This is a genomic window from Candidatus Pelagibacter sp. Uisw_094 (assembly GCF_047729535.1).
Lineage (GTDB): Bacteria > Pseudomonadota > Alphaproteobacteria > Pelagibacterales > Pelagibacteraceae > Pelagibacter.
The window spans coordinates 780291-794273 of sequence record NZ_CP159823.1 but is presented as its reverse complement, the minus strand read 5'-3'; the positions used below and the strand labels follow the sequence as shown (position 1 = coordinate 794273).

Annotated in this window: 13 protein-coding genes; 9 read left to right on the top strand and 4 right to left on the bottom strand. The window is 30.6% G+C overall.

The genetic code is table 11. The annotated features are described in order from the left end of the window. Window positions 1-3 precede the first annotated feature (3 nt). The gene (locus ABXT72_RS04335; protein WP_415277743.1) at window positions 4-630 is read left to right on the top strand and encodes a class I SAM-dependent methyltransferase; all 627 of its coding nucleotides are present in this window, start codon (window positions 4-6) and stop codon (window positions 628-630) included. Here ABXT72_RS04335 and ABXT72_RS04330 read toward each other — a convergent pair whose 3' ends face one another. Genes ABXT72_RS04330 through ABXT72_RS04315 form a run of 4 tightly spaced genes read right to left on the bottom strand, consistent with a single transcriptional unit; the run spans window position 631 to window position 4893 of the window. Beyond that, entirely contained in the window at window positions 631-1755 is a 1125-nt protein-coding gene (locus ABXT72_RS04330) for a bifunctional 2-methylcitrate synthase/citrate synthase (protein ID WP_415277742.1), read from the bottom strand. Beyond that, window positions 1755-2651, bottom strand: a complete 897-nt coding sequence (prpB, locus tag ABXT72_RS04325) for a methylisocitrate lyase (protein WP_415277741.1) — start codon at window positions 2649-2651, stop codon at window positions 1755-1757. The genes ABXT72_RS04330 and prpB overlap by 1 nt, the downstream gene beginning before the upstream one ends. Then, a complete protein-coding gene (locus ABXT72_RS04320; RefSeq protein ID WP_415277740.1) occupies window positions 2651-4153 on the bottom strand; it encodes an MmgE/PrpD family protein in 1503 nt (500 codons plus the stop codon). Before ABXT72_RS04320 ends, prpB begins: the two co-directional genes overlap by 1 nt. 50 nt (window positions 4154-4203) lie before the next feature. Then, a complete protein-coding gene (locus tag ABXT72_RS04315; protein WP_415277739.1) occupies window positions 4204-4893 on the bottom strand; it encodes an HAD-IA family hydrolase in 690 nt (229 codons plus the stop codon). A 70-nt stretch (window positions 4894-4963) separates the two neighbouring features. On the opposite strand from ABXT72_RS04315, the gene ABXT72_RS04310 reads away from it, so the two are divergent. The 8 genes from ABXT72_RS04310 to rpsD are packed head-to-tail and all read left to right on the top strand — an operon-like array spanning window position 4964 to window position 13977. Beyond that, a complete protein-coding gene (locus tag ABXT72_RS04310; RefSeq protein ID WP_415277738.1) occupies window positions 4964-5587 on the top strand; it encodes a DapH/DapD/GlmU-related protein in 624 nt (207 codons plus the stop codon). A 1-nt stretch (window position 5588) separates the two neighbouring features. Next, complete coding sequence (glmS, locus tag ABXT72_RS04305) at window positions 5589-7409, top strand: glutamine--fructose-6-phosphate transaminase (isomerizing) (protein ID WP_415277737.1); 1821 nt, start codon at window positions 5589-5591, stop codon at window positions 7407-7409. A gap of 35 nt (window positions 7410-7444) precedes the next feature. Further along, window positions 7445-8824 carry a class II 3-deoxy-7-phosphoheptulonate synthase gene (locus ABXT72_RS04300; protein ID WP_415277736.1) on the top strand — a complete coding sequence of 460 codons (1380 nt, stop codon included), beginning with the start codon at window positions 7445-7447 and terminating at the stop codon, window positions 8822-8824. Window positions 8825-8863: 39 nt separating this feature from the next. Beyond that, window positions 8864-9601, top strand: a complete 738-nt coding sequence (nadE, locus tag ABXT72_RS04295) for an NAD(+) synthase (protein ID WP_415277735.1) — start codon at window positions 8864-8866, stop codon at window positions 9599-9601. Window positions 9602-9646: 45 nt separating this feature from the next. Continuing rightward, a complete protein-coding gene (gene cysS, locus ABXT72_RS04290) occupies window positions 9647-11008 on the top strand; it encodes a cysteine--tRNA ligase (RefSeq protein ID WP_415277734.1) in 1362 nt (453 codons plus the stop codon). Continuing rightward, a complete protein-coding gene (gene cimA / locus ABXT72_RS04285) occupies window positions 11005-12606 on the top strand; it encodes a citramalate synthase (RefSeq protein WP_415277733.1) in 1602 nt (533 codons plus the stop codon). The genes cysS and cimA overlap by 4 nt, the downstream gene beginning before the upstream one ends. Beyond that, window positions 12606-13319 (top strand): RNA methyltransferase, encoded by a 714-nt coding sequence (locus ABXT72_RS04280; RefSeq protein ID WP_415277732.1) that lies wholly within the window; start codon window positions 12606-12608, stop codon window positions 13317-13319. Before cimA ends, ABXT72_RS04280 begins: the two co-directional genes overlap by 1 nt. Window positions 13320-13359: 40 nt before the next feature. After that, window positions 13360-13977 (top strand): 30S ribosomal protein S4, encoded by a 618-nt coding sequence (rpsD, locus tag ABXT72_RS04275; RefSeq protein WP_415277731.1) that lies wholly within the window; start codon window positions 13360-13362, stop codon window positions 13975-13977. The last annotated feature ends 6 nt before the right edge of the window (window positions 13978-13983 follow it).

Here is a 13983-nt window from a genome sequence, read left to right as displayed (position 1 = left end):
CTTTTGAAGTATAAAAAGTATTTTCGAAAAACTAGCCTTAAGCAAAAGGGTATTGGAGAACATTTTCTTAATGAAATAGCCTCTAAGAAACCTAAAAATTTTCTTGAGATTGGTGTATTCCATGGTGTTACTGCAAGAAATGTTTGTGAACTATTACAGGGCATTCATGGAAATGATTTTAAATATGTAGGGTTAGATTTGTTTGGTGAAAGTGTTGAAAATGCTAATGAAGTTATTCCAAACACTAAGTTTAATAACCCATTAAAAAGAATATATTTTGAATATATCTTAAGAAAAGACCCATACTCAGTTGATGCTGTAACCTATCTTTTAAAAAAGTTTAAAAAAAATATCCATCTAATTAAAGGAAATTCCAATCTACTATTAAAAAAGATGGACATGTCTCAAATTGATTATATTTTTTTAGATGGAGGACACGCTTATGAGACAGTTAAAAACGATCTTCATTATTCAAAACCAGTTCTAGATAATAATGGAACTATTCTTTGTGATGATTACAACTTAAGCCAAGCCCCAGGCGTAAAACAAGCTATTGATGAATTTGTTACTAACAACAACCTTAAGTCAGAAATTATTTTTGAAAGATTCGCAAAAATAGAAAAAAACTAGTTATCTTTGATTTAACTGTATAACTTTTCTATGCTTGTTTCCTTTATAACTTGCAAGAGGTCTAATTAATTTATTAGCAGCATGTTGCTCCATAATATGGGCTGACCAACCCGTAATTCTTGAAATTACAAATATAGGTGTAAAGAAATCAGTATCAAACCCCATTAAATGGTAAGTAGGTCCTGTTGGATAATCTACATTTGGATAAATATTTTTCTCTTTAATCATTACTTTTTCAACAATGTCGTATATTTTTTCAAATGTTTTATCTTTTTTAATAATTGCTACTCTCTTAAAATACTCTCTCATGGTAGGAACTCTTGAGTCTCCACTTTTATAAACTCTATGACCAAATCCCATTACTACATCTTTATTTTTCAAAGCTTTAGTAATCCATTTTAAAGCGTTCTCAGGTTTTTTAATTTTTTTCATCATGTGCATTACTTCTTCATTAGCACCACCATGAAGAGGACCTTTTAGACTTGCAATAGCACCAGTTATCGCTCCATGAATATCAGATAAACTACTTGTAATAGTTCGGGCCGTAAAAGTTGATACGTTAAAACTATGCTCTGCGTATAAAATTAGTGATACATCAAAAGCTTTAACAATTTCTTTATTAGGAACTTTTCCAAAACACATATGGAAAAAGTTTTCAGAAAAACCAAATTTTTTCTTTGGTGCTATGATTTTTTTCCCTTTTCGAAGTCTATAAAAAGCAGCTAATGCAGTGGGTGTTTTTGCAAAAATTCTAATTGCTTTTCTTAAATTTGCTTTTAGTGAGTTGTCTTTAGTTTCTTTGTCTTCAAGACCCATAACGCTAACTGCAGTTCTTGCAACATCCATAGGATGAGAATTTTTAGGTATTTTTTTTAAAATACTAATTAAATTTTTTGATAAAGATATTTCTTTAGATAACTCTTTCTTGAATTCTTTTAGTTGTTTTTTATTAGGTAATTCTTTATTTAAAATCAAGTATGCAACCTCTTCAAAATCACATCTTGCACACAAATCTTGAGCCGCATAACCTCTATAAGTTAGAGAATTAATTTCAGGCATAACTTTTGAAATTTCTGTCTCATCAACAATTATCCCTAGTAAGCCTTTTTTAATATCATCACTCATTATTCATGTCCTTCCGTACTAAAGTTATAAATTTTTTCATCTAATGAATTATATTTCTCATACTCAACTAACTCGTAAAGTCTTTTTCTAGTTTGCATTTTATCAATAATATTGTTCTGGTGTCCATTTACAAAAATGTCTTTAAGGCCATCTTCTACACTTTTCATAGCTAATCTTTGTGTTGTTACTGGATAAATTACAATATTATATCCAAAATTTTCTAACTCTTTATAGTTGAATAGCTTAGATTTTCCAAACTCAGTCATATTAGCTAATAAATAACATGATAGTTCTTTTCTAACTTTTTCAAAATCTTTTTCATCATGCAAAGCTTCTGGAAAGATAATTTCAGCTCCAGCATCAATATATGCCTTACATCTATCAATCATTTTATCTATTCCCTCAACACCTTTAGCATCAGATCTTGCTATAATTTTAAAATTTTCATCTTGTTTTGCTGCAACGCATTCTTTAATTTTCTTAACCATTGCTTCAGTTGAAATTAATTCTTTGTTATCTAAGTGCCCACATCTTTTACGCTCTACTTGATCTTCCAAGTGTACAGCTGACACCCCAAACTCTTCAAAAGTTTTAATAGTTTCCTCGCAAGACTTAAAGCCAGTGTCAATATCAACAATTGTGGGTAAGCTTGTAACTCTAGATATCAAGTAAGATCTAGTACTTACATCTTGAAGTGTAGTTAAACCTATATCGGGGAAACCTAAATCATTAGCCATAACTCCACCTGATACGTAAACAGCGTCATAACCAATTTCTTCAATTAGTTTTGCAGTCAGTGGATTATAAGCGCCAGGAACTCTTAAAATTTTATTTGATTTTAATTTACTGACAAAGTCAGCTCTTTTTTGGCTAGGCTCTTTATCTACAAAATGCACTAAAAAATTCCTTGTTTTGTATTTTTTTTTATCTGACTTCTTTTAACCTGGATGTTTAATTTATTTAATTCCCCAGCTTTTAAGTTTTTAAGATTTTGTACTACTTTTAAGAAACGAGCACTTTCTTTCTTATCTAAAATACCATCCGTTAAAGTTAAAAATTTATTTATATAATTCTGTCTTTTAAATGGACGTGCTCCATATGGATGAGCATCTGCTCTATCTAGTTGTTCAATAATCTTTTTGCCATTGTTTAAAGTAACTACAACTTGTGCACCAAAGGATTTATTTTTTGGATTAGGATCGTGATATTTTTTAGTCCACTTTTTATCTTCAAACGTGGTAATTGATTTCCAAATTTTTATAGTGCTTTTTCTATTAGCTCTTTGTTTTGTATATGATTTTACATGGTGCCAATCAGCATCCTCAAGTGCTACTGCAAAAATGTACATGATAGAGTGATCTAGTGTTTCTCTACTTGCATTAGGATCCATTTTTTGTGGATCGTTTGCACCAGTACCAATCACGTAATGAGTGTGATGACTTGTGTGAATATCAATTTTTTTGATTTGATTTAAATTTGGAATTTTTTTATTAAGTTTTTTAGCAATATCTATCAGTGCTTGAGACTGGTATTCTGCTGAATATTCTTTCGTATAAGTCTCTAGTATCGCTTTCTTGGATTCTTTTTTCTTAGGTAGGGGAACATTATATAAAGCTTTCTTACCATCTAATATTCTAGCTATAACACTATCTTCACCTTCATAAATTGGACTTGGAGCACCTTCACCACGCATTGCTCTATCAATTGCTTCGATTGCAAGCTTACCAGCATGAGCAGGGGCGTAAGCTTTCCAGCTAGAGATTTCACCCTTTCTAGATTGTCTTGTAGAAACTGTAGTATGTAATGCCTGCTGAACTGCTTGGTAAATTGTTTCAGTATTTAACCTTAACATTGTTCCTAAACCCGCAGCAACACTTGGTCCTAAGTGTGCAATGTGATCAATTTTATGTTTATGTAGGCAAATTCCTTTAACTAAATTAACTTGAACTTCATAACCCGTAATAATTCCTCTTAATAAATCTAGCCCACTTTTTTTAGTTTGTTGAGCAACACTTAAAATAGGTGGAATATTATCTCCAGGGTGACTGTAGTCTTCTGCTAAAAAAGTATCATGGAAATCAAGCTCTCTAACAGCCGTTCCATTTGACCAAGCAGCCCATTCACAATCAAATTTTAATTTTGAATCAATACCGAATAAATTTGCACCATTTTTTCTAGGATGCTTTAGAGCCATTTCTCTTGAAGAGATAACAGCTTTTCTGTTTAAAGAAGCAATAGCAACTGAAGCATTATCAATTATTCTATTAATAACCATTTCAACAGCTGCTTTATCTAATTTTGCATTATCAGAAGCTATTTCAGCAATTTTCCATGCCAATTGATTTTTTTTAGGTAGATGAATTTTTGATGGGTAAACTTTAACTTTGTGCGAAATCATTAGGCCTCCTTAATTATGCAGCCCTATTAATAGTAAGAAAAAAAATTAAATCAATCTTTTAAGTAAGTTGAAACTATCTTTTCAACACCAATAAAGTCTTTTATCAAATGATTATGGTAAATTTCATTGGAATTTTTTTCCGTATAACCATTTTCTAATAAAATAACAGGAACAGAGGCAGCCTTTGCTGCATTTGCATCTGTTTCACTATCACCAAACATTAAAGATTTCTTTATATCACCACCAATGATTTCAATTATGTTTGTTATGTGTCTTGGATCAGGTTTGCAATAATCAAAAGTATCTGAACCAGCAACGTACTCAAAGTAATCATATATTCCAATTTTCTTTAGAAGGTCAATTGCTAAGTGCTCTTGTTTGTTAGTACAAACTGCCATTGAAACTTCTTTTTCTTTACACCACTTTAAAAATTCTTTTACACCGTTGATAAGCGTGCTTTCTTTAATGATATTTTGTCCATAAAAGTTGACAAAATCCTTAACCATTTGATCTTTAATTTTTTGATCATCAATTTTACCAAATTCTTTTTTAGCTTGTCCCCATATAGATCTTCCAATCATAGCACCAGCTCCTTGTCCTACTAGATTTCTAATATCTGCAGTAGATTTTGTTGGATAACCATATTTTTTCATTACATGATTATGAGCATTCATTAAATCAGGTGCGGTATCGACCAATGTTCCATCTAGGTCAAATAAAATTGAGTAATTTTGAGTCATTAATAAAGTATTTTTAAGAAATATATTGTGAATTAATCTATCTATACACTTAATATAATAATATTTCCAGATGAAACAAATAAATTCTAATATAGACCAAGAAAAACTTCGTAAATTTTTTATCAAGTCTGGAGTAAAAATGATTGGACCAGAAACTATTTTTTTTTCAAAAGATACGAAGATTGGAAAAAACGTTACTATTAATCCATATGTTGTTATTGGGCCAAAAGTTAAAATAGGGAATAATGTAATTGTAAATTCATTTTCTCATCTAGAGGATTGTAAGATAAAAAATAAAGTTGAAGTTGGACCTTATGCAAGATTAAGACCAGGTACCATTCTTGAAGAAGGATCAAAAATTGGAAATTTCGTAGAAGTTAAAAAAAGTACAGTTGGAAAAAAATCAAAAATTAATCATTTATCGTACATTGGTGATAGTGAAATAGGAAGAAACGTTAATGTTGGAGCTGGAACAATTACTTGTAATTACGATGGTGTTAATAAAAATAAAACAAAAATCAAAGATAATGTATTTATAGGATCTAATTCATCATTAGTTGCACCAATCACTCTTGAAAAAAATAGTATTGTAGGAGCAGGCTCTGTAATTACAAAAAAAGTGGAAAAAAACTCATTAGCTTTAACTAGAAACTCTCAAGCAGAGATTAAAAACTATAAAAGAAAAATAAAATAATATGTGTGGGATTATAGGAATAGCTAGCAATAAACCAGTATCAGCTGCAATCATTAACTCTCTTAGAAAGTTAGAATATAGGGGATACGACTCATCAGGTATTGCAACTTTATCTGAGGGCATTCTAAATGAAACAAAATCAGAAGGCAGAGTTGATATTTTAGAAAAAAATCTTGCAGTTAAAAATATGTTGGGCCCAATTGGAATTGGTCATGTTAGATGGGCAACACATGGAATTCCAAATACTATTAATGCGCATCCTCATTCATCAGAGAGTGTATCAGTAGTACATAATGGCATTATTGAAAATTCTACCATTTTAAAAAAGCATTTAATAAATAAAGGTCACGTATTTAAATCTCAGACAGATACAGAGGTAATTGTTCATTTAATAACAGAATATTTAAAAGAACTTAATTTAAAAGATGCAATTATTAAAACTCTTAAACAGCTACATGGAAGTTTTGCTTTAGGCATAATTTTTAAAGATCAGCCTGATATTATAGTTGGTGCTAGAAGAGGCTCACCTCTAGCAGTTGGCTATGGCCCTAATGAAAATTATCTAGGATCAGACTCTTATGCTTTAAAAGCTATGACTAATAAAATTTCATATTTAAACGATGGAGAATTTTGCATCATAAAAAAAGACCAAGTTGATTTTTTTGACGAAGAAGGCTTAAAAATTAATAAAAAAGTTTTAGAATTATCTTCTAAAGAACAGGATTATGATAAAGGTGAATTTAAACACTTTATGGCCAAAGAAATTGAAGAACAGCCAACAACGCTTGAGAACTGCATAAATGAGTATGTTGATACAATTAATAACGACATTAATATCTATAATTTTCCCTGGGATATAAAAGAAATTTCCTCTGTTACCTTAATTGGTTGTGGAACAGCTTATCATTCTTGTTTAATGGCAAAGTATTGGTTTGAAGAAAATACTACTCTTGATGTAACAATTGATATTGCCTCTGAGTTTAGATATCGAAAAAATAGATTTAAAGATGATAATTTATACATTTTTGTTTCTCAGTCAGGTGAAACAGCAGACACATATGCTGCATTAGATTTATGCAACAAAAATAACATGAAAACCTGCAGTGTGGTTAATGTTATAGAAAGTTCGATTGCAAGAGATTCTAAGTTTGTTTTACCAATTCACTGTGGACCAGAAATTGGTGTAGCCTCTACAAAAGCATTTATGGGTCAAATGTTAGTTCTATATATTTTGGTATTAAAGTTAGGAATTTTAAGAAAAGATTTAGATAAAGATTTATATCTAAACAAAATTAAAGACTTAAAAGTACTACCTAAATTAGTTGAACAAACCTTACTAACTGAAAGTAAAATCCAAACAGTTTCTGGCTCATTTACTGATGCAAAAGGTTCGATGTTTCTAGGTAGAGGTTTTTCTTATCCAATTGCATTAGAAGGAGCTTTAAAGTTAAAAGAATTAGCTTATGTTCATGCAGAAGGGTACCCTGCTGGTGAGATGAAACACGGTCCTTTAGCTTTAATCGAAGATGGAATGCCAGTTGTTGTCTTAGCTCCAAGAGATAATTATTATAAAAAAACAATTTCCAATATGCAGGAAGTAATAGCAAGAGGTGCTAAAGTCTTATTGATTACCAACAAGAGTAAAGATGAAGTTTTTTCAGAAAATATTTGGGAAACAGTATTAGTTGAAAGTGCTAATGATGATTTATTACCTTTTTTATTAACCGTTCCATTACAAAAATTAGCTTATTATTCAGCGCTCAAAAAAGGTTATGACATCGATAAGCCTCGAAATTTAGCAAAATCAGTCACAGTTGAATAATAATTAAACTCTGCTACAACACCCCTAGGTTGAATATGAAAAATTGGAAAATAAATAGTTGGAGAAATTATCCTGTAAAACACATTCCGGAATATCCAGATCAAAAAGATTTAGACGGTGTTTTAAGTAAAATTAAAAATTTCCCCCCATTAGTTTTTGCTGGTGAGACGAGGCATTTAAAAGAGCAACTTGCTGATGTTGTTGATGGAAAAGCTTTTTTATTACAAGGTGGAGATTGTGCAGAAAGTTTTGCAGAATTTCATCCTGACAATATTAGAGATACATTTAAACTAATACTTCAAATGTCGCTTGTACTTACTTACTCTGCATCATTACCAGTTATTAAACTTGGAAGAATTGCTGGACAATTTTCTAAACCTAGAAGTTCTCCTGTTGAAAATATTGATGGAGTTGAACTACCTAGTTATCTAGGAGACAATATTAATGGAATGGAATTTAACGAAAAATCAAGAGTTCCAGACCCTAAGAGGCTTTTTAAAGCTTATTCTCAGTCTGCATCTACACTTAATCTTATAAGAGCATTCTCTCATGGAGGTTTTGCTGATCTTAAAAAAGTACATACTTGGAATTTAGGTTTTATTAAGAACTCTCCTGCAGCTAAAAAATTTAAAGATTTAGAGGACAGAATAGCAGATGCCCTAGCATTTATGGATGCATGTGGAATTAATTCTGATTTTAATAGAAGATTAAAGACAGTAAATTTTTGGACTTCACATGAAGCTTTACTACTTCCTTTTGAGCAGGCTATGACAAGAGTAGATTCAACAACAGGTGAATATCACGATACCTCAGCTCACTTTGTTTGGATAGGTGATAGAACTAGACAACTAGATGGTGGACATGTTGAGTTTTGCAGGGGAATTGAAAATCCAATTGGAATTAAATGTGGACCAACATTAAAAGCTGAAGATCTAATAAATTTATGTAACAAAATTAATCCAACAAATGAAAAAGGTAAAATAACTTTAATTTCTAGATTTGGTCATGAAAATGTTTCTAAATTTTTACCAAAATTAATTAGAGCAATTAAAAAAGAAGGTTTGAATGTGATATGGTCGTGCGACCCTTGTCATGGAAATACAATTAAAGCTACAACTGGATATAAAACAAGACCATTTAATAGTGTTGTCAAAGAAGTAAAAAATGTTTTTGAATGTCATCAAAGTGAAGGAAGTTATGCAGGTGGACTGCATATTGAAATGACAGGTCAAAATGTTACAGAATGTACCGGTGGTGCTCAGAAAATATCTGACCAAGACTTATCTAGCCGATATCATACGCATTGCGATCCAAGACTTAATGCAAATCAAGCATTGGAATTAGCTTTTTTAATTTCTGATGAGATTAAAAAAAATGCAGTATATTCTAAAAAAAATATTAAAGCGGCATCTTAAAGCATTGTATTAAATACAATTTCGTTTAAATTTTAGACAATGAAAGCGTTAGAAAAAGCACAATTTATAAGTAATTGGATTAAAGATTACGTGGAAAAGATGCCAAGTAAGGCTCAATCTTTAATCATTGGAATTTCTGGAGGAATAGATTCTTCAGTATCAAGTACGTTAAGTGCAATGACGGGTATAAAAACAATTGTTTTATCAATGCCTATTAAACAAAAATCATCACAACACGATTTAAGCTTAAAACATCAAGAATGGCTTGTTAAAAATTTTAATAATATTGAAGCACACACGCTAAATTTAGATAAGTTATTTGAAACATTTGAGGGTACGTTATCTAATTTTGATAGTGAGCTTGGGATGGCAAATTCTAGGGCAAGAATTAGAATGACTACTCTTTATCAGGTAGCTGCTGCAAATAAAGGTATTGTAGTTGGTACTGGTAATAAAGTTGAAGATTTTGGAGTGGGGTTTTACACAAAATATGGAGATGGTGGGGTAGATATTTCTCCTATTGCAGATTGCAATAAATCAGAAGTATGGGAAATAGGTAAATCCATCAACATTCTTCAAGAGGTAATTGAGGCTACTCCAACAGATGGGTTATGGGATGATGGTAGGACTGACGAAGGTCAATTAGGTCTTAAATATGAAGAATTAGAAGAAGCAATGAACAATGTTAATTCGATAAATCGTGAAAAATACGAAAAAATAAGAAAGATGAACTTGCATAAAATGGAACCAATTCCAGTCTGTAAGATTCCCAACTAATCTTAAAGATTCACAAATCTATAATTAAAGTATAATTCTAAGGTAATGAATAAGGATATTTTTTTAACAAACAATCTAAGTAACAAAAAAGAAAAATTTGTTCCACTAGATAAAGAAAACATTGGAATGTATGTTTGTGGTCCAACAGTTTATGACAACCCACACATCGGTAACGCAAGACCTCTTGTTATTTTTGATATTTTGTACAAAGTTTTGAAATCAAAATATGGGTATGACAAAATAAATTATATAAGAAATATTACTGATGTTGATGATAAAATAATTAAATCAGCAAAAGAGAAAAATGTTTCAATATCTGAGTTAACTAATGGTGTCATTAAAGGTTTTGATGATGATTGTAATTATTTAAATTTAGATTATCCAAAACAACAACCCAAAGCTACAGATCATATTGATCTAATGATTGAAATGATATCATCTTTAATAGAAAAAGATTTTGCCTATGAGGTAAACAATCATGTTTATTTTGAAGTGAGTAAATTTGAGGATTATGGAAAGCTATCAAATAAAAAACTAGAAGATTTAATTGCAGGATCTAGAGTTGAAGTATCAGATAATAAAAAAAAATCTGAAGATTTTGTTTTATGGAAGCCCTCTAAAGAGGATGAACCTTCTTGGAATTCACCTTGGGGGAAAGGAAGACCTGGTTGGCATTTAGAATGTTCTGCAATGTCTAAAAAATATCTAGGAGAGATATTTGATATTCATGGAGGTGGAATTGATTTGATTTTCCCTCATCATGAAAATGAAATTGCACAATCAAGATGTGCAAATGATACCAAAGTCTTTGCAAATTATTGGGTCCATAATGCATTTATCACTATGTCCAATGAAAAAATGGCTAAATCAACTGGCAATATATTAAAGATTAAAGATTTTAAAGAAAACGTTGATGGACAGGTTTTAAAACTAGCTCTTATGAGTGCTCACTATAGACAACCTTTAGACTGGAATGAAAAGCTATTAGAAGATTGCAAAAACACTATTGATAAATGGTATGAAGTTTATTTGTCCTCAAATGATAAAACAGATTTAGATGAAGATATTCTATCTCCATTATACGATGATTTGAATACACCAGGCTATATAGCAAAGTTACACCAACTTTATGACAAAGCTTCAAAAGGAGGCAATGAAGAAAAAAACTTATTTAAGTCAGCCTGTAATTTTATTGGTATTTTAAATAAAACAAAAGAAGAATGGATTGAGTTTAAAAAGAAAAAATCATCTATTAATGAAGATGAAATTTTAGAAATGATTGAACTTCGAAATAAAGCAAGAGAAGACAAGAATTATAAAGAAGCTGATATCATTAGAAATAAGCTTTTAGATAAAGGGGTTTTAATAGAAGATAAAGATGGTAAAACAATTTGGAAGATAAAATGAGCAAAGAACAACTTTTTATATTTGATACAACATTAAGAGATGGTGCACAAACACAAGGTGTAGACTTTTCTGTAGATGATAAAATAAAGGTTGCTCTAGCTTTAGATAATTTAGGTGTTGACTATATTGAAGGTGGGTGGCCAGGAGCAAACCCTACAGATACTGAATTTTTTCAAAAAAAACATTCATTTAATAATGCTAAACTAACTTCTTTTGGTATGACTAAAAAAACTGGTCGAAGTGCAGATAATGATCCTGGACTTTCAGCACTTTTAAATTCAAATACACCAGCAGTTTGCATTGTGGGTAAATCATGGGATTTTCATGTTGATATAGCACTAGGTATTTCCAATGAAGAAAACTTACATAACATCAAAGAAACAGCAAAACATTTTGTTAAAGAGAATAAAGAATTCATGTTTGATGCGGAACATTTTTTTGATGGCTACAAAGCTAATCCAAGTTACGCTTTATCATGTCTTGAAGTAGCATTCGATGAAGGAGCAAGGTGGATTGTTTTATGTGATACTAATGGAGGAACCTTACCTCATGAAGTTACAAAAATTGTAACAGAAGTTTCTAAAACTATACCTGGAAAAAATTTAGGCATACATGCTCACAATGATACAGGTAATGCAGTTGCTAATTCTTTAGCTGCAGTTTGGGCTGGGGTTAGACAAGTGCAAGGAACCATCAATGGCTTAGGTGAAAGATGTGGTAATGCTAATTTAATGTCATTAATTCCAACATTTTTTTTAAAGGAAGATTTTGCTGCTAAATTTCAATTAAAAATTAAACCAGATAATATTAAGAAATTAACGGAATGCTCTAGATTATTAGATGAAATTTTAAATAGAAAACCTAACAAACACCTTCCATATGTTGGTGCTGCTGCTTTTTCTCATAAAGGGGGTCTTCACGTATCAGCTGTTCAAAAAGATCCAAAAACGTATGAACATATTAACCCTGAAGAAGTTGGAAATTCTAGAAATATTGTAGTTTCAGATCAGTCTGGAAAATCCAATATAATTTCAAGATTAAAAACTATTGGTATTGAAATAGAAGAGAGCGATCCCAAAATTAAAAAACTTTTAGATGAAGTAAAAGATAGAGAGTTTATTGGTTATAGTTATGACGGTGCTGATGCATCATTTGAATTGTTAGCTAGAAGAATTATCAGCAAAATACCAAGATATATATTGATTAAAGAATATGATGTCTCTGTTAAAAAAGACTCATCAGGAGTAATTGTTTCTTCTGCTAAAGCACAGCTTGAAGTTGATGGTGAAAAAATTATGTGTACGGGTGAAGGAAACGGTCCTGTTAATGCTTTAGATAATGCCATTAGACAAAATGTGGATCGATTAAATAAATATTCTAAATATTTAAAAGATTTAAAGTTAGTGGATTACAAAGTTAGAATTTTAAACACTGGTACTGAAGCAATCACTAGAGTTTCAATAGAGAGTACTGATTCAAAGGGTAAAAACTGGTTTACTATTGGTGTCTCAGCAAATATAATTGATGCTTCATTTAAAGCGTTGGTTGATAGTTTAGATTATAAATTATTTAAAGATAATGCTCCAGCAAGTCTTTAATGTCGTTTAATAATATCTCATTTATATTACATCAACCTCAATTATCAGAAAATATTGGAGCTTGTGCTAGAGCTGTTAAAAACTTTAACTTTAAAAAGCTAATAATTGTTAAACCAAAACCAATTTTTCCAAATGATAAAATTTTAGCAACCTCAGTTGGTGCAAAAGATCTAATTATTAATGCTAAAGTGCATGAAACTTTAGAATCTGCTGTAAAAAAAGTAGATTATGTTATTGCAACGTCTGCACGGTTTAGAAATAAAAACATTAAACACATTAATTTAGAGGATTTAAAAAAAATTGATTTTAATAAAAAGATAGCTTTTTTATTTGGTTCTGAAGCGTCTGGTTTATCAAATAATGAGATTAGTTATGCTAATTACACTATGCAAATCCCAACTAACCCTGATTTTAAATCTTTAAACCTGTCTCACAGTGTCATTATTATTGCTCATACAGTAGCGAGCATCATTAATCTAAAGGGTGCAAAGTACTCTAAATCAAAAAAAGTAACTTTAGCCAGCAAGAAGGACATCCAAGCAATGACCAACCTATGCATCAAAAAACTAGAAGAAAAACACTTTTTTAAACCTTTGGAGAAGAGACCTATTATGCTTGAAAACTTAAGAAGTATTTTTTCTAAAATGGAGCTTTCTGAGAAGGAAACGCGTATTTTATCAAGTGTATTCGTAAGTTTATCCAAAAAAGGTTGATTGACAAAATAACGAGTAAGTTTATAAACCCTCTTATTAAATGACAAAAAGAATAAGTGCTAAACATAAAATAGACAGAAGGTTAAAAATTAACCTATGGGGCAGACCTAAAAGTCCTTTTAATAAAAGAGATTACGGTCCAGGACAACATGGTCAAGGAAGAAAAGGAAAACCATCTGATTACGGAATTCAGCTACAAGCTAAACAAAAATTAAAAGGTTACTACGGTAACATTAACGAAAGACAATTCAGAAATATTTATAAAAAAGCTACTATGTTAAAAGGGGATACTGGTGAAAATTTAATTGGATTACTTGAGAGAAGATTAGATTCAGTAGTTTATAGAGCAAGATTTTCAACAACAGTATTTTCAGCGAGACAACTTATTAACCACGGTCACGTAAGAGTTAATGGTAAAAAAGTTAATATTTCTAGTTATATGGTCAAAGAAGAAGACATAATTGAAATTAGAGATAAATCTAAACAGTTAGCTTTCATTGATATCGCTTTAGCAAACAAAGAAAGAGAAACACCAGAATATATTCATTTAGATGAGAAGAATAAAAAAGTTACTTTCGTTAGAACACCTAAGTTTGACGAAGTTCCTTACCCAGTAGTAATGGAACCTAATTTAGTAATTGAATATTACTCTAGATAATAAATA